The following is a 20,210-nucleotide window of genomic DNA, read 5'->3' as shown; positions in this document are numbered from 1 at the left end:
CCACCCCCACCCCTACCCCTCCCCGCAAGGGGGAGGGAATCGCGTTGAGCCGTTGCCGCGCAACCATCGTCACAGCCCCAGCATGAGGCGCACGACCGGCTCCAGACCGCGCCCGACGGCGCGGGTGTTTTCCGCATCGAGATGCACACCGTCCTGCGGCGTGGTCCGCGCGACGAGGCCGGCATCGAAAAACCCGCAGCCCTGCTCGTCGGCGAGATCGGCGTAGAAGGATGCAAGCATGCGCGATTGCTCGATACCGCCCTCGAACATCGCCGCGAAATCCGGATCACCGGTTTCACGCAGGGGCGGCGGCGCGACGACCAGTATTTCGGGTGCCGCCTCGCCAAAGGGATAGCCATGGCTGCGGATGATGTTGATCAGCCTGCCGATGCCCTGTTTGGAGGCAATCGCGCGGCCGGCGATCCAGGGTTTCATGTCGTTGGCGCCGAGGAAGAGGATCACGAGATCCAGCGGCGCATGGGTGGTGAGCATGGACGGCAGCAAGCGTGCACCGTTGCGGTCGGCACCGGCGAGGTGATCGTCAAACGCCGTGGTACGGCCATTCAGACCCTCGGCGATGACCTCCACTTCCGGTCCAAGCGCGTTCTGCAGAACCGACGGCCAGCGGTCCTCAAAGGCGTGGCGCGACGGGCCTTCCGCCGAATAGCCCCAGGTGAGTGAATCGCCATAACAAAGGACCGTCTTCATGACCGGGCCTGCCTAGAGCCTGGCGAGCTTGCGCAGGCCAAGCGCAACGAACAGGAACAGAATGCCGTTCGACAGAAGTTCGATGCCAAGCAGAATGCCAAGCACGTTTGCGGCCGACCAGGGGAAGTTGGCGAGGATCATCACACCAAGCAGCAGCGAGACGATGCCGGAGACGAGCACCCAGGCCCAGCCGGAAACCGGCCGCAGCGACAGCGAGAACATCACCTTTGCGACACCTGTGACCAGGAAGAGCACCGCAACCAGAACCGTCAGCGAGACCATGCCGGCGAGCGGGTCGAGCAGAAGCACGCCGCCGACCACCAGGGTGAGAACACCGAAGGCGAGCGCCCAAAGAAAGCCCGACCAGTCCGTGACCCTGAAAGCCTGAATGATCTGGATGACGCCCAGAATAGCGAAGAACCAGCCGGCAAGCAGCGTTGCGGCCATGCTGGCTGCAAACGGGTTCGCCAGCGCCAGCACGCCGCCGACGATGGAGACGACCGCAAGGATCGCCATCAGGACCCATGAGGAGCCCATGTTGCGGGATTCATGTGCGCTTGCCATTGATCAATCTCCCTCGTTCAGTCCTAGACGAGCATCGCCATCGGCTTTTCGATGTAGCTCTTGAAAGCGGCCAGAAGCTCCGCGCCCAGCGCGCCGTCGACGGCACGATGGTCGGTCGAAAGCGTCACCGACATTACGTTGGCAACCTTGATCTCGCCGCCCTTCACCACCGCCCGTTCTTCGCCAGCGCCAACAGCGAGGATGGTCGCGTGCGGCGGGTTGATGACGGCGGAGAAGTCCTTGATGCCGAACATGCCGAGATTGGAAACCGCGGTCGTGCCGCCCTGATATTCCTCAGGCTTCAGCTTGCGGTTGCGGGCGCGGCCGGCGAGATCCTTCATCTCGTTGGAGATGACGGAAAGCGTCTTTTCCTCCGCGCGGCGCACGATGGGCGTGATCAGGCCGCCTGGAATAGACACCGCGACACCGACATCGGAATGCTTGTGCATGACCATGTTGGCGTCCGTCCATGAGGCGTTTGCGGCCGGGACATCGCGCAGCGCCAGCGCCATCGCCTTGATGACCAGATCATTGACGGAGAGCTTGTAAGCCGGCTTGTCGTCGATCACCGGCGCCGCATCGTTGAGCTGCTTGCGCAGGGCAAGAAGGGCATCGATCTCGCAATCGAGCGTCAGATAGAAATGCGGGATCGTCGACTTGGCCTCGACCAGACGGCGCGCGATCGTCTTGCGCATATTGTCGTGCGGGACGAGCTCGTAGCTGCCTTCCTCGAACAGCTTGAGCACGGCGTCGTCGGACATCGGCTTCGGCGCGGCTGCCGGCGCGCCAGCGGGAGCAGCCTTTGCGCCGCCGCCGGCGACTGCCGCCTCGACATCGGCCTTTACGACACGGCCTTTCGGGCCGCTGCCTTTCACTGCCGAAAGGTCGATGCCCGCATCTTTCGCGATGCGGCGCGCCAATGGCGAGGAGAAGGTGCGGTCTCCAGTATTGGCAGATGCAGAAGCAGCGGGGGCCGGAGCAGCAGCGGGCTTCTCCGCAGGTTTGCTTTCTTCAGGCTTCGCATCCGGCTGAGGCGCTGGCACCTTGGAGCCACCCGAATTACCGCCGAGGTCGCCTTTGGCAGCATCGGCGACATCTTCGCCTTCGCCGGCCAGGATGGCGATCAGCGCATTGACCTTGACCGCCTCGGTGCCTGCCGGGACGACGATCCTGGCGACCGTGCCCTCATCGACCGCTTCGACTTCCATCGTGGCCTTGTCGGTCTCGATCTCGGCGATTACATCGCCCGGTTCGACCTTATCGCCTTCCTTGACGAGCCACTTGGCGAGGTTGCCCTCCTCCATCGTCGGGGAGAGCGCCGGCATGGTGATTTGTATCGGCATCGTGCTCTCCTAGCTCCGGTAAGAGACGGCCTTCACCGCCTCGACCACTTCCGCCACATTGGGCAGCGCCAGCTTTTCCAGATTGGCGGCGTAGGGCATCGGCACGTCCTTGCCGCAGATCGTAACCACCGGCGCGTCGAGCCAGTCGAATGCGCGCTGCATGACCTGGCTTGCGATGTGGTCGCCGACTGAAGACTGCGGGAAACCCTCTTCCACCGTGACGAGGCGGTTGGTCTTCTTCACCGATTCGATCACAGTATCGAGGTCCATCGGGCGGATGGTGCGCAGGTCGATTACCTCGACGTCGATACCCATGCCGGCAAGTTCGTCCGCCGCTTTAACGGCATAGGTCATGCCGATGCCGAAGGAGACGATCGTTGCATCCTTGCCGGCCTTGTGGATGCGTGCCTTGCCGATCGGCAGCACGAAATCATCCATCTTCGGCACGTCGAAGCTCTGGCCGTAGAGGATCTCGTTTTCCAGGAAGATGACCGGGTTGGGATCACGGATCGCCGCCTTGAGCAGCCCCTTGGCATCGGCGGCCGTGTAAGGCTGGATGACGCGCAAGCCGGGCACATGGCTGTACCAGGCCGCATAATCCTGGCTGTGTTGTGCCGCCACGCGGGCGGCAGCGCCGTTCGGCCCGCGGAAGACAATCGGCGCACCCATCTGGCCGCCGGACATATAAAGCGTCTTCGCCGCCGAATTGATGATCTGGTCGATCGCCTGCATGGCGAAGTTGAAGGTCATGAACTCAACGATCGGCTTCAGCCCGGCCATTGCGGCACCCACACCGACACCGGCAAAGCCATGTTCGGTGATCGGAGTGTCCACGACGCGCCTGGCGCCGAACTCCTGCAGCAGGCCCTGCGTGATCTTGTAGGCGCCCTGATATTCGGCGACTTCCTCACCCATGACGAAGACGTCGCCGTCGCGGCGCATCTCCTCGGCCATCGCGTCGCGCAGCGCCTCGCGCACCGTGGTCGAAACCATCTCGGTGCCTGCGGGGATGTCCGGATCGGAAGCGGCTTCGGCCTTCGGTGCCGCCGGCACCTTTTCCGAAGAGGTATCGCTTTCGGAGGCTGCGGGGGCGGCTTCTTCGGCCGGCTTTTCAGCTTCCTTCGGCGCTGGCGAAGAAGCCTTGCCGATATCGCCGGCGCTTTCGCCTTCCTGCAGAAGCACAGCGATGGGCGTGTTGACCTTCACGCCCTCGGTTCCGGCCGCAATGAGGATCTTGCCAAGCGTACCCTCGTCGACAGCCTCGACCTCCATGGTTGCCTTGTCGGTCTCGATTTCGGCGATCACATCGCCCGGCTCGACCTTGTCGCCTTCGTTCTTCACCCATTTGGCGAGATTGCCCTCCTCCATCGTGGGGGACAGTGCGGGCATAAGGATTTCGATCGGCATGTTACCCGCCTCCCCTACAATACGATGTCGGTATAGAGCTCGGATGCATCCGGCTCGGGATCGTTCTGCGCGAACTCGGCGGCGTCGGCGACGATGTCCCGCACCTCCTTGTCGATGGCCTTGAGTTCGTCTTCCGACGCCCACTTCTTGTCGATCACCCGCTGACGCACCTGTTCGATCGGATCGTGCTCGGAGCGCATCTTCTGCACTTCATCCTTCGAGCGATACTTGGCCGGGTCCGACATGGAATGGCCGCGATAGCGGTAGGTCTGCATTTCCAGAATGATCGGACCGTTGCCGCCGCGGCACCATTCGGCGGCCATCTCGCCGGCCGATTTCACCGCACGCACATCCATGCCGTCGACCTGGATGCCGGGAATTTTGAAAGACAGGCCGCGATGCGAAAAATCGGTCTCGGCCGACGAGCGGGCAACGGAGGTGCCCATCGCGTAGCGGTTGTTCTCGATGATGTAGATGACCGGCAGCTTCCACAGCGAGGCCATGTTGAAGCTCTCGTAGACCTGACCCTGGTTGGCCGCGCCGTCGCCGAAATAAGTGAGCGACACTGAACCGTTGTCGCGGTAGGCGTTGGCGAAGCCGAGCCCCGTGCCAAGCGAAACCTGGGCACCGACGATACCGTGGCCGCCGTAAAAATGCTTCTCCTTGGAGAACATGTGCATGGAGCCGCCCTTGCCCTTGGAATAACCGCCGCGGCGTCCGGTCAGCTCGGCCATCACACCGCGTGGCGACATGTCCATTGCAAGCATATGGCCGTGATCGCGATAGGCGGTGATCATCTGATCACCCTCGCGGATCGCCATCTTCATGCCGGTAACAACCGCTTCCTGGCCGATATAGAGATGACAGAAGCCGCCGATGAAACCCATGCCGTAAAGCTGGCCGGCCTTTTCCTCGAAGCGGCGGATCAGGAGCATGTCGCGATATGCGGCGAGCTCGTCTTCCTTCTTGAAAACCGCCGGCGCAGGCGCCTTCGGCTGCGGTGGCAGCTTGGCCTCGATCCTGGTTTTCGTTTCGGATTTCCTGCCGGCGGATTTTCGGGCCGCTGCCATGCGCCTCTCCCTGTATGATGCGTCTCTTGCGGACGGTTGCAGGGAGCGTCCTCCCCAACTCCTGGCAAAAACGTTATCATGGAGGAGCCCGTTGGGCCACGCCGAAAATGCATAGCTGCCATGCCGCTAACTAGCTGGCATTGCTGAACAAAATTGCTGTTAACTTGATTTAGGCTAATTCGCGCGTACGGGCCGGTAGATGACAATTTCGTTGTCGTGCGCAAGATTCAGCGCCCGCCGCGCATATTCATCGAGCGTGTCTTTCTCCAGCGAACCATCGCTGAGCAGCTTCACCCGGTGTTCGAGTTCGCCACGCCGGTGGCGAACGGTATCAAGCTCGCTGGAAAGCGCGGCAGCACGCGCCTCAAAGGCGTAGCCCGCATATATGCCGAACTCGCCCTGAAAGGCGTGGTAGCCGAAATAGGACAGGAACGCTGCGGCGAGCGCCGGGACGATGAGCGCGCCGGATTTTCGGTTTTTGTGCTGGCGGGTCCACATGGCGGGCTTCGCAATTGCTGTGCCCGCCTATGTGCCATCAACATGTTTAAGACGCGGTTAGCGCATCCATTTATCCGCGCAGGATCGATTTCCCCGCATATTGCGCCTGCGAACCGAGCTCTTCCTCGATACGCAGCAGCTGGTTGTATTTGGCCATGCGGTCGGAGCGCGACATAGAGCCTGTCTTGATCTGCCCGCAATTGGTGGCCACTGCCAGGTCGGCGATGGTGGCGTCCTCGGTCTCGCCGGAGCGGTGCGACATGACGGCCGTGTAGGCGGCCCGGTGCGCGGTAGACACCGCGTCGAGCGTCTCGGTCAGCGTGCCGATCTGGTTGACCTTTACCAGGATCGAATTGGCGACGCCCATGCGTATCCCGTCTTTGAGGCGTGCGGTGTTGGTGACAAAAAGGTCGTCGCCCACCAGCTGCACCTTGTCGCCGATGAGATCGGTTACCGCCTTCCAGCCTTCCCAGTCATCCTCGCTCATGCCGTCCTCGATCGAGATGATCGGATAGTCGCCGGCGAGCTTGGCGAGGTACTTGGCCTGCGCCTTCGGATCGCGGCTCTTCTTCTCGCCTTCATAGACGTAGGCGCCATCCTTGAAGAACTCGGTGGCAGCGCAGTCGAGCGCTATGGCGATGTCTTCGCCCGGCTTGAAGCCGGCCTTTTCGATCGAGGCCATGACGAAATCGAGCGCAACGGGCGCGCTTTTCAGGTTGGGGGCGAAACCGCCCTCGTCGCCGACATTGGTGTTGTGGCCGGCTTCCTTCAGACCCTTTTTCAAGGTGTGGAATACCTCAGCACCCCAGCGAAGACCTTCGCGGAAGCTCTCGGCGCCGAGAGGCATGATCATGAATTCCTGGAAGTCGATCGGATTGTCGGCGTGGGCGCCGCCGTTGATGATGTTCATCATCGGAACCGGAAGCATGTGCGCGCCGGCACCACCGACGTAACGATAAAGCGGCAGACCTGCGGCTTCGGCAGCAGCCTTTGCGACGGCCAGCGAAACGCCGAGAATGGCATTGGCGCCGAGGCGCTTCTTGTTCGGGGTGCCGTCGAGATCGATCATCGTCTGATCGATATGGATCTGGTTTTCGGCTTCCATGCCACCGATCGCCTCGAACAGCTCACCATTGACTGCATCAACCGCCTGCTCGACGCCCTTGCCAAGGTAACGCTTGCCGCCGTCGCGAAGCTCGACGGCCTCATGAGCGCCGGTGGAGGCGCCCGAAGGCACCGCTGCACGGCCCATGGAGCCGTCCTCGAGCACCACGTCGACCTCAACGGTTGGATTTCCGCGGCTGTCGAGGATTTCGCGGCCAATGATATCGACGATGGCAGTCATGAATATCTCCTTGGGGAAACGTTGCGCGCTCTATGGGCCGATGCGTGTCAAAACGCAACGGCAGGCAGCGTACAGCCCACTGTCAAACAGCTTGCTGCGACCGGAAGATGAAGGTTGTGCCCTGGCCATCAGCAGGCGGCACGATCACGCCGTCCGGAGTGAAGTTGAAATCGATACCTGCCAGCAGAAGCTGCTGCATCAGCTGCTGTTCGTCCCGGCAGCTGAAAATTGCCGCGCGGAATGCCGGACCGAGGTCCTCCGGCTCAGGCAGGCCGGTCAGGGCGGCGAATGCCCGCGGAGTGACAATGCTCAACGCGAATGAAGGACCGGTGAACCGAACTGCGCCGTCCTCGCTGTCAACCGCAAGCCAGCCAAGCGACGCCAGGCGCTCCCGCAGCGCTGCAGGATCGGGTGCGACCATGATCGCACCAGCCATTGCGGTGACGCCATTCGGGTGTTGATAGAGCGCCGTGCGATCGACCTCGGGCACCGCAACCCGTTCGCAGGAAAAGAACAGGCAGTTCGGTGCCTCCGCCGCCAGCGCGAAGGCCAGCCGAAACGCGGCCCGGCCCCTGCTTCCGTCGGCAGCGACGAAGTCGCGGGCGAAATCGAGAATCTCGCCCGCTGAGATACTGTCTTCTGCAAAGGCCGCATGATCAGCCTTGGCGTCGTTCGTACCGAAAACAAAGGCCGAAAAGCCTTCCGGACCGTTTTCCTCGCGAAAGGAAAGCGCATGCCGGGTGAAAACGTTGCCGGTGCCGGCTGCGGCGCGCGCCATTGCCTCGTCGGCGATCGCCAGCGGCTCCAGGAAGGTGCCGTCGGCAAAGAAGATGCAGCAATTGGCGGTGCCGAACGGGTGATAGCCGTTTGCCGCGACCTGAAACCCAAGCGCGCTCAGCCGTGCGCGGGCTGCATCAAGTCCACTGACTTGAAGGACGAAATGATCGAGCGGGCGTGCTTCTGTCGGTGTCAGGGTCATTCAGCCGGAGTGCATCAACAGGCGTTGCGGCGCAACAGCCACAGCAGGCCCAACGACTGCCCAGCAGCAATCAGGCCTTGGGCGGCGGGACGTTTGACGATTCCTTGCAGTCCTTCAGCCACACGTCATAGACCGCGTGTTCCACAGCGTTGAGGCCTGGGCTCTCGGCAAACATCCAGCCGGTGAAGATGCGCCTGATCTTACGGTCGAGCGTGATCTCGTCGACCTCAACAAATGAGTCGGTCTTGGGATCCTCGGCCGTATCGGGGCTCGAATAGCAGATGCGCGGCGTCACCTGCAGCGCGCCGAACTGCACCGTCTCGTTGATGTAGACGTCGAAAGTGATGATACGCCCGGTGATTTTGTCGATGCCGGTAAACTCGGCCACCGGGTTGGAGATGCGCTGGCTTTCGACCGCAGCCGTGCTTTCGTCCGACTGCGCCATCGCGGCGGTTTGCAGGCTCAGGCCCGCAAGGCAGATGCAAGAGATTCGAACCAGATTTCCGATCATCTGCCCACAACTAACGAGATTCGGCTCGGGACGCGATACGCCCGCCAACGGAGACGGCTCTCGGGTTAGACGTCAATTATGGCAGGAAGACAGCCGCGCGGACGGGATCACTTCCCAGGCGTCCAGGCGTCATAATCGCCGGTGACACGCGGGCGCCCAGCGGTGGACAACACCGAGCCGCGCGGACGATAGGCCCTGGGGCTGCCGGTCAGATTCGGCTGGTGCGGCAGTTCCCACTCATGGGCGGTGTAGTTTTCCTCCGCAGGCGGCGTCGCCACACGGTGATGCATCCAGCCATGCCAGCCGGGCGGAATGGAAGACGCCTCCGCGACGCCGTTGTAGATCACCCAGCGCCGGGTCCGGCCCTCGGAATCCTTGCCGCCCTGGTAATAAACATTGCCGAACGCATCTTCGCCGACCTTCTTGCCGCGCCGCCAGGTATGGAAGCGCGTGCCGAGGGTCTGGCCGTTCCACCAAGTGAAAAACTGAAGGAGAAAATTCTTCATGGCACTCCAGCCGGGCGCGGGTTTCTTGGCCCGCTTATGGCTCCGCATGGCCGCGAATGCAAGGCGGCAGCGGCGCGACCAGACGGAATTCGCCGAACCCGTCAGGCGCCGGCGCCGATTTCCTCAAGCGTCACCTTGCCGGGATAGAATGCGATATGACCTTTCAGCATATGCGAAGCTTCGAGGGGACGGTCGTACGTCCAGGCGATTTCATCGCCATCGAGCGTGAAGTAGGAAGCGTCGCCCTTCAGCGGGCAGTGCGTGCTCTTGCCTTCAACCGCGGCAAGTGCATCGCTGACATCGGCCTCGGGGATGTAGATCATGGGATCGTAGGGGCCGTGCCCGGTTTCCATGATGCGCAGAGCGCTCGAGCTGTCGGCGAGTATCCTGTCACCCTTGCGAACGCGCACACGCGCGGCGACCGGTTTGACATGCATGAAATGCGCCTCGTTGCCAGGTGCGTGGACGGTGGTTGTGGACATTGTTTCACTCCATCGGTTGGACCGAAAATAGGCGCCGCGAAATCCACGCGGTAGCCGTTGCCGGTCAACTATCCGCGAGCAGCTTCATCTTGAAGGCGACATGGCTCTGAACGAACCCGCAGCGCTTGTAGAAGCGGTGGGCATCGGTTCTGGCTGCGTTGGAAGACAGCTGCACCAGCCGTGCACCAGCCTCCCGCGCCCGCTCGATCGCGAAAGCGATCATGGCGGCACCGATGCCCTGCCCGCGCAAATCGGCCCGCGTCTGCACGGACTCGATGGTGAATACCGGCCTGCCGCGGCCGGTCAGCCCCGGCGTCAGCGTGGTCTGAAATGTGCCGGCGATTTCGCCGCCGAGTTCGGCGACATAAAGCCGGTCGTTGGCGCTCGCTTCGATCTGCGCGAACGCCGCCTCATAAGCCGGAAAGCAATGCGGGTCGGTGGTGTCACCATGGCCACCCATCGCATCGTCGGCAAACAGCGCGACGATAGCGGCAAGGTCTGCGCGGGCGGCCCGCCTGACGACGAGCTTCGATTGCACGTTCACATCCCTCGCCACAGGCTCTAGCATGAGCGCAATTTACCGCGATGGATAGAAACCGACCATGTTCAGACATGCCATTCCTGCCCTGATTTTTGCATGCTCCTCAGCACTTGCAGCCAACGCCCAGGACGGCCCGGCGGGCATCGCCATAGTCGAAGCGCCCGAAATGGGCGGCGGCGTGTGTTTTGCCGACAATCTGGACAAGGCGTTCGCCTGCGCGCGCGAACAATGCAAGGCCGAGGCAGGCGAAGCCGGCGATTGCTACCGTGTGCGCTGGTGCTACCCCTCCGGCTGGAGCGCCGACCTCTTCGTGCAGAACCAGGAAGGCTTTCACTCTCACGATTATCTGTGCGGCTGGAACGACCGCGATGCGCTGGAGGCCGCGATTGCGATCAAATGCGACCGCGAGCGCTATCCCTATCTCATGGAATGCGCGGCAGTGCGCATGTGGGACAATGAGGGCAATTCGGTCGCGATCGAATGATCTTCAGGCGCGCGGCAACGGGCGGCGCATGACAAGCGTCGGCACGCCCTGAATGCTGCCGCAGGCGCTCTTGCGTTCCACTGGCATGAAGCCGTTCTTTTCGTAGAAGGCGATGGCGCGGTCGTTGCCTTCGATCACTTCGAGCGAAATCGAAGGCTCGCCGACATAATTCACCATGACCGCCTGTAAAAGTGCCGATGCGATCCCGCTGCCCTGCTGTTCCGGCAGGAGGTGCAGCTTGTCGAGCCAGAGCACACCCTTTTCGACAATGGCATAGGCGTAGCCGACGATTGCGCCGTCATCGGCAACCGCGACGAAGGACTCCGAATGCGGGCGTTTGAGATCGCTTGCGATGCGTTCGGAAGTGAAATCGGCGACCTCGGCAGCGACTTTTTCCGCCCCGATCAACGGCGCATAGGTGCGTTGCCACGACCCGGCCAGCAGCGCAGCGACATCAGCTGCATCTTCGCCGGTCATGTGGCGCACCTTTGCCATGGCGCTACTCGATGCCGAGCTTCGCGTTGACGAGGTCGTTGACGGCTTGCGGATTGGCCTTGCCGCCGGTCGCCTTCATCACCTGGCCGACAAACCAGCCGGCGAGCGTCGGCTTTTCCTTGGCCTGCGCAACCTTGTCCGGGTTCGCCGCGATCACCTCGTCCACCGCCTTTTCGATGGCGCCGGTGTCGGTGACCTGCTTCATGCCGCGCTCTTCGACCAGCTTCGCCGGGTCGCCGCCCTCGTTCCAGACGATCTCGAACAGGTCCTTTGCGATCTTGCCGGAGATCGTGCCTTCCTTGATCAGATCGATAATGGCCCCGAGCTGGTCGGGCGAAACCGGAGTCGATTCAATGTCCTCACCGGATTTGTTCAATGCACCGAGCAGGTCGTTGATCACCCAGTTGGCCGCCATCTTGCCGTCGCGGCCGGCCGCGACCTTCTCGTAGAAATCGGCAATCGCCTTTTCCGACACGAGAACCGATGCGTCATAGGCCGACAGGCCAAGCGCGGAGACGAGCCGTTCCTTCTTGTCGTCGGGCAGTTCCGGCAGATCCTTGGCGAGTTCGTCGACATAGGCCTGGTCGAATTCGAGCGGCAGAAGATCCGGGTCGGGGAAATAGCGGTAGTCATGCGCTTCTTCCTTGGAGCGCATGGAACGCGTCTCACCCTTTGCAGGGTCGAACAGCCGCGTTTCCTGATCGATCGAGCCGCCGTCCTCCAGGATCGCGATCTGGCGCCGGGCTTCCGATTCGATTGCCTGACCGACGAAGCGGATGGAATTCACGTTCTTGATCTCGCAGCGCGTGCCGAATTCGCCTCCGGGTTTGCGCACCGAAACATTCACATCGGCACGCATGGAGCCTTCGTCCATATTGCCGTCGCATGTGCCGAGATAGCGCAGAATGGTGCGCAGCTTGGTGAGATAAGCCTTGGCCTCGTCGGCTGAGCGGATGTCCGGTTTCGAGACGATCTCCATCAGGGCCACACCCGAACGGTTCAGATCGACGTAGGACATGGTGGGGTGCTGATCGTGTATCGATTTGCCGGCGTCCTGCTCCAAATGCAGGCGCTCGACACCGACTTCGATCTCCTCGAAATTGCCCTGACGGTCGGGGCCGACAGACACTTTCACGATACCCTCGCCCACAATCGGCTGCTGGTACTGCGAAATCTGATAGCCTTGGGGCAGATCGGGATAAAAATAGTTCTTCCGGTCGAACACTGAGCGGTGGTTGATCCGCGCCTTCAGCCCCAACCCGGTACGGATCGCCTGGCGCACGCACTCCTCGTTGATCACGGGCAGCATGCCGGGCATCGCGGCATCGACCAGACTGACATTGTCGTTGGGTTCGGCACCGAACGATGTGGAAGCGCCGGAAAACAACTTTGCCTCCGACGTCACCTGCGCGTGCACCTCCATTCCGACGATGATTTCCCAATCGCCGGTGGCGCCGGAAATGAAGCGTTTCGGATCGGGCTGGCGGGTGTCGACGATGGTCATGATGTCTCGGCGCGGAACGGTGGATTTCTTGAGCCTGTCGCTAGCCCAAGTGCCGCTTGCTGGCAAGTTAGGCTGCTTGATCCAGGTCAAGGCGCACGCCTGCCCCGCAGCCCAGAATCCCCTCCGAAACCGGGAAGGAGACACCGCATGGGCGTTTTTGCTTTTTTCGACAAGATCCGCCGGCGTTCCATATTGATGGAGCGCATGATGCGCACGCTCGACGTCAAGAAGGGGTTCGCCGATCTGCCGAACCGGGGCGAAGTCTTGCGGCGTGCCTCTGCACGTTGCCTGGGCTGCGGCAAAGTTGAGGCGTGTTCGACCTGGCTCGACGGACATGACCAAGCGGTCGAGGCCCCGGCCTATTGCCGCAATCACGACCTTTTTGCCCGGCTGAAACGGCAGGCCGAGGCCGAAACCGCCTGATGTGCCTTCCATGCACTAGTGCGCGCCGCCGAAGCTTGTTAACCCGGCCGCACTACGGAGCTTTTATGTACCTTTCGAGCGAGACCCGCTGAAGCCCTGACCTCATTGAGGCAGGGCTGAAAACCAGAACGCCGCGCCGCATTCACAGCGGACGCGGGTTTTTCTGTTGGCCAACCGGCCAGGTTTTCCGGGACTTTTCCGAACAATGGACATTTCGCGCGCTGAACAGCGCATTCTCCACCTGCTTGCCCAGGGCGGGCGTATCGAAATCGAACGCAATGAAAAAGGACGCATTGCCGAAGTGGCGTGCATTACACGCGACGGCTGGCTGTTTCCCGAACTCGATATGGCGCTGTTTCGCAAACTGAAACGGCGCAAATGCATCGCTTCTGCCAATAGCGGGCCCTACCGCGTCACGCGAAGGGGGCTGGCGCTTGTGCGCGCACGGCCAGACAACCGCTGAACGATGACCGGCCGGCCGGGGCAGTCGCTCCGGCCGCCTCCGCCTCGGGTCAGTCTCAAGCGGTCGCGATGTAGCTCTTGATGTCCTCAGCCTCGCGAAGAACTTCCTCGATGCGAAGCTTCACCACATCGCCAATGGAAATGATTCCGTCGAGTTTGCCGGCCTTTTCAACCGGCAGATGGCGGAAACGACCCTGCGTCATGATTTCCATGAGTTCCATCGCCGTGTTGTTTTCGTGGCAGATTTTCACGCTCGACGTCATAGCTGCCGATACGGGCTGGGCGAGTGCAGACGCCCCCTTTTCGCCGACGATGCGCACGATGTCGCGCTCCGACAGAATTCCGGCAATCCGGTTGTCGCCCTTGGTCACAACGAGCGCGCCGATTCGGTGCTTTGACAACAGTTTCGTCGCATCGGCGAGCGTGCTGTCAGGCCCGATGGTCATTACGTCGTGACCCTTGGCGTCCAGTATTGCCTTCACCGTCATTGCATCCTCCTGTCTCGTGCCAGTGCTCTCCCCAGCCCCGACAACCGATATGGTGCGCTCACATCGGCTTCTTTTCAAGCGCTCCGCGCTGGTCCAGCCGCCCCGCGATCGAAGAGGCGAATGGCAAGGAAGCCGACCAGGAAACCGCCGATATGAGCTTCCCAGGCAATCTGCGCCGACACGCCGGGTGCGTCGAACCCCATGCCGGTCGCAAAGTTGATGATGAACCACACCAGAAGAAAGGTGACGGCAGGACGGGAGGAAAGTACACGCGGTATGGGCAAAACCTCGCCTGCGAAGGCCGGCTTCTCCATGCGCCGGTCGATACGGAACGCAAACCGCGCGGCAGCACCCATCATGCCCGAAATCGCGCCGGAAGCACCGACCAGTGGTATGACCTCGCCGGAATGGAGCACGTAATGCAGCGCAACCGCACCGAGCGCCGTCGCGGCCCAGAACGCAAGGAACCGGGCTGTTCCGATGCGATTGGCGAGCGGCGACCCGAAAGCGGCCAGCCAGATCATGTTTATGATGAGATGCGCATATCCGCCGTGAAGCAGCGAATAGGATAAGGGGCTCACGAGCCAGGCCCATGTAAACGGAAAAACGCCAGAGTAACGAACCGGGATAAAGGCGAAATTCTCGATCAGCCAGACATAGGCCGTCATGCTCAGGACATGCGCGCTCAGAACATGGATGGCGACGCATGCGGCCGCGATCACCACCACCGCCGGCGCAAGATTGAAAACCGGTTCGCGCGGCCGGTCCGCGGTCTCTTCGGTCAATTCGTCGTTTTCGTGCTGTCTCAACGCCGGCGCTCCAAAGTCTGGCCTTATAGAGGCACGACTCGGCGGCAAAAGAAAAGCCGCTCAGGGTTGCCCCTGAACGGCTTGGTCGAGCCCCCGCTCAATCCCCAGTTCCCGAAGAATTTCCGCGTTATGTCCCCGCGCGGCCTGACCGCAAATTGCCCATTTCGCGAATGCCCGGCAAGCGAAACCAATCGTTAACCCTAACGCACCGGACAGTTGTGAAAAACCTTAAACGCGACTGGCACGACCCGTGCATGGGTCTGATCTTAGCCACGCATCGGGCGGCGATTGTCCCATGTTGGCACAGTTCAGAAGGCGCAGGGAAAGCCGCAGAATGAAGCATGAGGGTACAGTTTCACTGTTCCAGTACTGGGACCGGCTGCGGGGCGAACGCGAAGCCCCGCACAGGACGGATATCGAACCGGCTGACATCAAGTCGATCCTGGCCGACACGTTCATCCTGGAACAGAACCACGAAGGGGAAGCGTCCTACCGCCTTGCCGGCACCCGGCTTTGCGCGATTTTCGGACGCGAACTGAAGGGTAGCGTATTTACGGCCAACTGGGCCGACAAAGACCGCCGCGTTCTGGAACGGCTCATCCAGGGAGCCTTCCGACTGAACAATGTCGTTGTCGTCAGCTTTGTGGGCGTCAGCCACGGCGGGCGCACCAACTCATTCGAGCTGCTGGTGCTGCCGCTCGACGGCGGCGGAGGCAGATTGAGAGCCCTCGGCGCCATTTCCCCGCTCGAAAAGCCATTCTGGCTTGGCGCCGATCCGGTTGCACAATGCCGGATAGAATCACTTCGCATTATCGACCCGTCCGTCGATTCGCTGTTCCTCAACAACAGGCCGGAGGTGAGAGTGCCTCCACTTTCGCCCGAAGACGCCGTGGCAGGTGATCAGGGCCGGCGCGTCGGCCATCTCCTCGTGCTTGAGGGCGGGCGCGAAAATTAGCCCGTGCAATATCCTGCCGCGCGATTTTCGTCCTGAAATTACCGCTTGTTAACCCATCGGCGCCTAAGGTTGCGGACCTGATCGTCACGGCGAACAATAAGCAAACCAGGACGTGATCGTTAATGGCGTCACCAGCACCCGATCTTGCGTCTTCCCGGGCCGAGAGACGGAACTTCCAGCGAGTTCCGGTCAAGCTCTACGGCCGCTTCATGCTCGAAGACAGAACCGAACATGCCTGCCAGGTGATCGATATGTCACCGGGCAACGTTGCCTTGCGCGCCGACCGACTTGCGGTGACCGGCGAACGGGTGATCGCTTACCTCGACCATATCGGACGCATTGAAGGTGTCGTGACGCGCCGCCTGCAAGGCGGTTTCGCCATGACGGTGAACGCCTCGGAAGGCAAGCGCGACAAGCTGGCTGCGCAGCTGACCTGGCTTGCAAACAAACACGAGCTCGACCTGCCGGAAGACCGGCGCCATGAGCGCCTGCAGCCGCGCAACCCGCGCAACGTGCTGAAACTCACGGATGGACGGCAGTATCAGTGCCGCATCGCCGATCTTTCGCTTTCCGGTGCCGGCCTCGAAATCGAGACCAAGCCGGAAATCGGCACAGAGATCATGCTTGGTTCGATCCGCGGCCGTGTGGTGCGCCACTTCGCCGACGGGGTGGCAATCGAATTCGCCAGCCTGCAGCGCCTGGAAACCCTGGAAGAAGAGTTCAACTAGCCGTTCCGCAGGGCTATTTGGCACGTCCTGACGCCGGCTCAGGCAGCAGCCGTCGCTTCGATCTCGAACAGCAGTCCCGGCATTGCAAGCCTGGTTACGCCCAGCAACGTCATGGGCGGCGCACATTGAATTGAGCCGAAGCGTTCCCCTAACAAATCAAAGTTCTTCAGGGCCTCATCCACATCGGTGGTGAAAACACCGAGCCGGACAACATTTGCCAGCCCCATACCGGCCGCACCAAGTACCGCTTCCAGATTGTCCAGCGCCAGTCCGATCTGGCCGCGCATGTCGCCCGCATGCCGTGGACTGCCCTCACCGTCCACAGCGGTTTGACCCGCGCATACAAGATAACGCGACGGACTTTCGACAAGTTCGGCCTGATTGTAGCCGAGCTTCAATGACCAGTTCCACGGATTTACGGCTGTGCGCTGCATCGCGAATTCTCCTTGTTGGCGTGCGTGCAGCCCGCTTAGGATGAAACGGTGCCGTTTTCTGTCACCAATCGTTCCAGGGCCTGACAATGAACATCCGCCTCCGCCACGATGCGATCGTGCGCAGCCTTCGCCGCAACGGAACCATGACCGTCGACGGGCTTGCAAGGGAAGTTCACGCTTCGAGGCGCACGGTGTTGCGCGACATCGCGGCCTTGCGCGATCAGGGGTTCAGCATCCATTCGGAGAGCGGCCGTGGCGGCGGATTGCAACTTGACCCGCATTCGGTCCTGACCACGGCACGGCTTTCGGTCGCCGAGGTGTTTGCGCTTCTCATTAGCGTCGCCGCAATGCGTGCAGCCCGCATCCTTCCGTTTTCGGATTTCGCAGACGCGGGTCTCGCCAAGATCGAAAAGGCCCTGCCGCCCGACAAGGTGCGGGATTTGCGCCGGTTTCTGGACTGCCTGCATGTCGGGCAACTTTCGCCGCTGCAGGATTTGTCGGACATGGGCACAATGGACCCTGAGCTGCTGTTTGCCTTCGAAACAGCGTTTCTGCAGCGGCAGCGGCTGCGGTTCCGATACCGCGACGCCAACGGCGCCGAAACCGGCCGCGATGTCGAGCCGCAGGCAATGCTGATCCTGCCGCCATTATGGTATCTGGTCGCCTGGGATCCGGAACGCGGGGATTTCCGGCATTTCCGGATGGACAGAATCAGCGGGCCCGAATGTCTCGAAGGGCCGGCTTTCCGGCGCCGCCGCGTGCCCTTCGAGAATGACGTGTGCCCTTATCGCGACTTGCCACGCCGATAGCGCATTCTGCCGGGAGAGACCCGGCCGGGCGCCGGGGCAAATTCGTTCAAATTTTAGATAAATTCAATTCAAATATAAATTAAAATATAATCAAATATATTTTCGATTTTACTTTAATTTGTACTTGTATTTCGGATAATCTATACTTGCATTTTTGCGCCGAATAAATCCGGCCATGCCATTGTGCTGTCAAACGGGGAGACAACACAATGGGACACAAAATCAAGATTCTGCTTTCTGCAGCCGCACTCGCGCTGGCGCCGCAAATCGCGTCGGCGAACTCGTTCATGGTGTCGACTGGACGTACGACGCAACCTGTCGGCCATTATGAATTCTGTCAGCAGGTTCCGGTCGAATGCCGGCAAGTCACACAGGCGCGCCAGCCGGTGGAACTGACGCGCAAGCTGTGGGCCAAGATCGTCGACGTCAACAATCTGGTCAACACGATGGTGGCACCGCGCACCGACCGGGAAATCTGGGGCGTCGAGGAGCGCTGGAGCTATCCGACCAAGGGTATCGGCGACTGCGAAGACTACGTGCTTGAAAAGCGCCGCCTGCTGATGAAAGCCGGCATCCCGGCAGGCAACCTGATGATCACCGTGGTTCGGCAGCCCAATGGAGACGGGCACGCCGTGCTGACGGCCCGCACCAGCCTCGGCGACTTCGTGCTCGACAATCTGGAGCCGCGCGTTCTGGCCTGGACCGATACGGAATACCGCTATCTGAAACGTCAATCGGACCAGAACTCCGGTGTCTGGGTCTCGATTGAAGACGCCCGTCAGGTGGCGGTGGGTTCGGTCCGCAGCAACTGACGCATTTGCTGGTGCCGGCCGATGACGGGGTCATGCGGCACCAGTTAGGGACACGGAATATGCGGGCGCGGAACACGGTCGGGGACCGGCACGCTGCGCCCGACGGCCAGCCCGGTCGAGTCCCCACCCTCCCCGTCCCCAACGACCGGGTCTGAGGAGCCGGCCCTTCCCCGGGGCCGGCTCCACCCTTTTCGGAAGCTGATGTCAGGCGGGCGTGAGACCGGCCATGAAACGACGCGCGTTGCGCACGTAATGACCGGCGGATCTGCGGAGCGATTCCATAGCCGCCTCATCGAGCTCGCGCGCGACCCTGGCCGGCGAGCCAACGATGAGGCTGCCGGCCGGAAACTTCTTGCCCTCGGTGACAAGCGCACCGGCGCCCACAAGCGAGTTCGGGCCGATCTCGGCGCCGTTCAGAATGATTGCGCCCATGCCGACCAGCGAGTTGTCGCCGATCGTACAGCCGTGGAGGATTGCCCGGTGGCCGATCGTACAGCCTTTGCCGATCGTGAGAGGAAAGCTCGGGTCGGTGTGCATGACGGTGTGCTCCTGCACATTGGTTTCGTCACCGATCACAATCGGCTCGTTGTCGCCGCGCAGCACGGCTCCGAACCAGATACCGCAGTCGCGGCCCAGCCTGACGCGGCCGATAATATCGGCGTCGGGCGCCACCCATGTGCTGGTACGGTCGGAAAACTCCGGGGCAATTCCGTCGATTGCATAGATCGGCATCGGCAACTCCTACGATTTCCGCTTGGTCATATACGGCAACGCCGCCGGGACAACCGTTCGTTGGGAATATTTACCGGGCATTTACCATAATTCTCCAAGCTTGCCGCAGCGTTCCCGTATGCACGATCAACGATCATGTCCCATCCGTCCTCAACTGCTGAGCTGCCGAGCGAAAGCCATTCGCGGCTGGCTCTCAGGATCTTCTACATTCTCCTCGCACTGGCCGCGTTTTCGGTCCTGATCAGCATTGCGGGGCGGCTGCTCGGCGACACGATCTCGACGGTCGGACACACCGACAACGCACAAGTTGTCGAGACCGTTATCGGCAACAACGTTCTCTCCGTTCCGGCCAACTTCATCCGTTTCGAAAAACAGCGCGCCGGCGGGGAAGCGCGCCGGCTCGACCTTTACATGCGCTGGCCGGACCTGGCCGGCTACAGCACCGGTTCACGGGACGATTTCAACCACCGCGGCGGCAGCCGGCGCATCCTGTTTCTCGCGCTCGAGACACAGGCAATGTCACGGGATATGTCAGACCGATTCGATCCGATCTACCGCCGCCTGATCGATCTGCCAGGCACGCCAGCCATTGCCGGCCTGCGCTCATACCGCTTCGCCGAAAGCTCAGGCTATATGAACGAGATACTGATGGTTGGCGACGGGGTAGACGGGCGTCCCTTCGTGGCACGCTGCCTGACCGGACAGGTCGCGGCGGAATCGCTCGCACCGTGCGAGCGCGACGTTCACTTCGGTGACGAATTGAGCCTGACTTACAGGTTTCCGGCAAAACTGCTTGGCGAATGGCACAAGCTCGACGCCGAGGTTCTCGGCAAAATGCAGGAGTTTCTGCGGACCGGTAGCTGAGGGCGCCTAGTCGAGGTCGATATCCAGAATCGCCATCGAGAAGTTATAGGACAGTTCGCCCTCGTCTTCGTCCTTGAAGATAATGCCGAGGAATTCGTCGCCGACATAGAGCTCGCAGGAATCGTCCTTGCGCGGCCGTGCCTTCACCTCAAGGCTCGGATTGGCAAATGTGCGCTTGAAATAGGCGTCGAGTTTCCTGATTTCCTCGGGCTTCAATCTCTATTCTCCGGTTCGGCCGCAAAACGTAAAAGGCCGTG

General features: G+C 61.5%; 27 protein-coding genes. 8 read left to right on the top strand and 19 right to left on the bottom strand.

The window, feature by feature from the left end:
• Positions 1–69 precede the first annotated feature (69 nt).
• The 12 genes from EP165_RS17870 to EP165_RS17815 form a co-directional block, all read right to left on the bottom strand.
• A complete protein-coding gene (locus EP165_RS17870; RefSeq protein WP_127524207.1) occupies positions 70–708 on the bottom strand; it encodes an SGNH/GDSL hydrolase family protein in 639 nt (212 codons plus the stop codon).
• A gap of 12 nt (positions 709–720) precedes the next feature.
• Positions 721–1,272 carry an HdeD family acid-resistance protein gene (locus EP165_RS17865; protein ID WP_127524206.1) on the bottom strand — a complete coding sequence of 184 codons (552 nt, stop codon included), beginning with the start codon at positions 1,270–1,272 and terminating at the stop codon, positions 721–723.
• Between the two features lie 23 nt (positions 1,273–1,295).
• Positions 1,296–2,615, bottom strand: coding sequence for a pyruvate dehydrogenase complex dihydrolipoamide acetyltransferase (locus EP165_RS17860; protein WP_127524205.1), 1,320 nt, complete (start codon positions 2,613–2,615; stop codon positions 1,296–1,298).
• A gap of 9 nt (positions 2,616–2,624) precedes the next feature.
• Positions 2,625–4,022, bottom strand: a complete 1,398-nt coding sequence (locus EP165_RS17855; protein WP_127524204.1) for a pyruvate dehydrogenase complex E1 component subunit beta — start codon at positions 4,020–4,022, stop codon at positions 2,625–2,627.
• Positions 4,023–4,036: 14 nt separating this feature from the next.
• A complete protein-coding gene (pdhA, locus tag EP165_RS17850; RefSeq protein ID WP_127524203.1) occupies positions 4,037–5,092 on the bottom strand; it encodes a pyruvate dehydrogenase (acetyl-transferring) E1 component subunit alpha in 1,056 nt (351 codons plus the stop codon).
• 174 nt (positions 5,093–5,266) lie between these two features.
• Complete coding sequence (locus EP165_RS17845; RefSeq protein WP_127524202.1) at positions 5,267–5,590, bottom strand: FtsB family cell division protein; 324 nt, start codon at positions 5,588–5,590, stop codon at positions 5,267–5,269.
• A 70-nt stretch (positions 5,591–5,660) separates the two neighbouring features.
• A complete protein-coding gene (eno, locus tag EP165_RS17840; protein WP_127524201.1) occupies positions 5,661–6,935 on the bottom strand; it encodes a phosphopyruvate hydratase in 1,275 nt (424 codons plus the stop codon).
• 82 nt (positions 6,936–7,017) lie between these two features.
• Positions 7,018–7,914 (bottom strand): VOC family protein, encoded by an 897-nt coding sequence (locus tag EP165_RS17835; protein ID WP_127524200.1) that lies wholly within the window; start codon positions 7,912–7,914, stop codon positions 7,018–7,020.
• A 70-nt stretch (positions 7,915–7,984) separates the two neighbouring features.
• Positions 7,985–8,425 (bottom strand): DUF2155 domain-containing protein, encoded by a 441-nt coding sequence (locus tag EP165_RS17830; RefSeq protein ID WP_127524199.1) that lies wholly within the window; start codon positions 8,423–8,425, stop codon positions 7,985–7,987.
• 107 nt (positions 8,426–8,532) lie between these two features.
• Positions 8,533–8,931 (bottom strand): NADH:ubiquinone oxidoreductase subunit NDUFA12, encoded by a 399-nt coding sequence (locus tag EP165_RS17825; protein ID WP_127524198.1) that lies wholly within the window; start codon positions 8,929–8,931, stop codon positions 8,533–8,535.
• Between the two features lie 101 nt (positions 8,932–9,032).
• Complete coding sequence (locus EP165_RS17820) at positions 9,033–9,413, bottom strand: DUF427 domain-containing protein (protein ID WP_127524197.1); 381 nt, start codon at positions 9,411–9,413, stop codon at positions 9,033–9,035.
• A gap of 64 nt (positions 9,414–9,477) precedes the next feature.
• Positions 9,478–9,981 (bottom strand): GNAT family N-acetyltransferase, encoded by a 504-nt coding sequence (locus EP165_RS17815; RefSeq protein ID WP_127524196.1) that lies wholly within the window; start codon positions 9,979–9,981, stop codon positions 9,478–9,480.
• Positions 9,982–10,015: 34 nt separating this feature from the next.
• On the opposite strand from EP165_RS17815, the gene EP165_RS17810 reads away from it, so the two are divergent.
• Positions 10,016–10,438: a hypothetical protein gene (locus tag EP165_RS17810; RefSeq protein WP_127524195.1), complete on the top strand. Its 423-nt coding sequence runs from the start codon at positions 10,016–10,018 to the stop codon at positions 10,436–10,438.
• A gap of 3 nt (positions 10,439–10,441) precedes the next feature.
• Here EP165_RS17810 and EP165_RS17805 read toward each other — a convergent pair whose 3' ends face one another.
• Together EP165_RS17805 and gatB are read right to left on the bottom strand one after the other, a co-directional pair.
• Positions 10,442–10,933, bottom strand: a complete 492-nt coding sequence (locus EP165_RS17805; RefSeq protein ID WP_127524194.1) for a GNAT family N-acetyltransferase — start codon at positions 10,931–10,933, stop codon at positions 10,442–10,444.
• A 4-nt stretch (positions 10,934–10,937) separates the two neighbouring features.
• Positions 10,938–12,437 carry an Asp-tRNA(Asn)/Glu-tRNA(Gln) amidotransferase subunit GatB gene (gene gatB, locus EP165_RS17800; RefSeq protein ID WP_127524193.1) on the bottom strand — a complete coding sequence of 500 codons (1,500 nt, stop codon included), beginning with the start codon at positions 12,435–12,437 and terminating at the stop codon, positions 10,938–10,940.
• A 147-nt stretch (positions 12,438–12,584) separates the two neighbouring features.
• On the opposite strand from gatB, the gene EP165_RS17795 reads away from it, so the two are divergent.
• Entirely contained in the window at positions 12,585–12,860 is a 276-nt protein-coding gene (locus EP165_RS17795) for a DUF6455 family protein (protein ID WP_127524192.1), read from the top strand.
• 205 nt (positions 12,861–13,065) lie between these two features.
• The gene (locus tag EP165_RS17790) at positions 13,066–13,323 is read left to right on the top strand and encodes a YjhX family toxin (protein ID WP_127524191.1); all 258 of its coding nucleotides are present in this window, start codon (positions 13,066–13,068) and stop codon (positions 13,321–13,323) included.
• Between the two features lie 55 nt (positions 13,324–13,378).
• Here the strand turns inward: EP165_RS17790 and EP165_RS17785 are convergent, their stop codons facing one another.
• Both EP165_RS17785 and EP165_RS17780 read right to left on the bottom strand, forming a co-directional pair.
• Complete coding sequence (locus tag EP165_RS17785; protein WP_127524190.1) at positions 13,379–13,810, bottom strand: CBS domain-containing protein; 432 nt, start codon at positions 13,808–13,810, stop codon at positions 13,379–13,381.
• Positions 13,811–13,884: 74 nt separating this feature from the next.
• Positions 13,885–14,619 (bottom strand): rhomboid family intramembrane serine protease, encoded by a 735-nt coding sequence (locus EP165_RS17780; protein ID WP_127524189.1) that lies wholly within the window; start codon positions 14,617–14,619, stop codon positions 13,885–13,887.
• A 334-nt stretch (positions 14,620–14,953) separates the two neighbouring features.
• On the opposite strand from EP165_RS17780, the gene EP165_RS17775 reads away from it, so the two are divergent.
• On the top strand, positions 14,954–15,574 hold the full coding sequence (locus EP165_RS17775; protein ID WP_127524188.1) for a PAS domain-containing protein: 621 nt from the start codon (positions 14,954–14,956) through the stop codon (positions 15,572–15,574).
• Between the two features lie 122 nt (positions 15,575–15,696).
• On the top strand, positions 15,697–16,302 hold the full coding sequence (locus EP165_RS17770; RefSeq protein ID WP_127524187.1) for a PilZ domain-containing protein: 606 nt from the start codon (positions 15,697–15,699) through the stop codon (positions 16,300–16,302).
• Between the two features lie 38 nt (positions 16,303–16,340).
• Here EP165_RS17770 and EP165_RS17765 read toward each other — a convergent pair whose 3' ends face one another.
• On the bottom strand, positions 16,341–16,700 hold the full coding sequence (locus EP165_RS17765) for a RidA family protein (RefSeq protein WP_245440207.1): 360 nt from the start codon (positions 16,698–16,700) through the stop codon (positions 16,341–16,343).
• 122 nt (positions 16,701–16,822) lie between these two features.
• Between EP165_RS17765 and EP165_RS17760 the strand changes: the two genes are divergently transcribed.
• Positions 16,823–17,545: a helix-turn-helix transcriptional regulator gene (locus EP165_RS17760; RefSeq protein WP_127524185.1), complete on the top strand. Its 723-nt coding sequence runs from the start codon at positions 16,823–16,825 to the stop codon at positions 17,543–17,545.
• 209 nt (positions 17,546–17,754) lie between these two features.
• Positions 17,755–18,357, top strand: coding sequence for a transglutaminase-like cysteine peptidase (locus tag EP165_RS17755; protein WP_127524184.1), 603 nt, complete (start codon positions 17,755–17,757; stop codon positions 18,355–18,357).
• Between the two features lie 204 nt (positions 18,358–18,561).
• Here the strand turns inward: EP165_RS17755 and EP165_RS17750 are convergent, their stop codons facing one another.
• A complete protein-coding gene (locus tag EP165_RS17750; RefSeq protein WP_127524183.1) occupies positions 18,562–19,089 on the bottom strand; it encodes a gamma carbonic anhydrase family protein in 528 nt (175 codons plus the stop codon).
• A gap of 135 nt (positions 19,090–19,224) precedes the next feature.
• Here EP165_RS17750 and EP165_RS17745 point away from each other — a divergent pair, with 135 nt between their 5' ends.
• On the top strand, positions 19,225–19,953 hold the full coding sequence (locus tag EP165_RS17745; protein WP_127524182.1) for a hypothetical protein: 729 nt from the start codon (positions 19,225–19,227) through the stop codon (positions 19,951–19,953).
• A 6-nt stretch (positions 19,954–19,959) separates the two neighbouring features.
• On the opposite strand, the gene EP165_RS17740 is transcribed toward EP165_RS17745, so the two are convergent.
• Entirely contained in the window at positions 19,960–20,169 is a 210-nt protein-coding gene (locus EP165_RS17740) for a DUF3126 family protein (protein WP_127524181.1), read from the bottom strand.
• Between the last annotated feature and the right edge of the window lie 41 nt (positions 20,170–20,210).

Origin of the sequence: Mesorhizobium sp. Z1-4 (assembly GCF_004000235.1) — a bacterium.
In the GTDB taxonomy this organism is placed as follows: domain Bacteria; phylum Pseudomonadota; class Alphaproteobacteria; order Rhizobiales; family Rhizobiaceae; genus RCIO01.
This window is presented reverse-complemented; position numbering and strand designations above follow the sequence as displayed.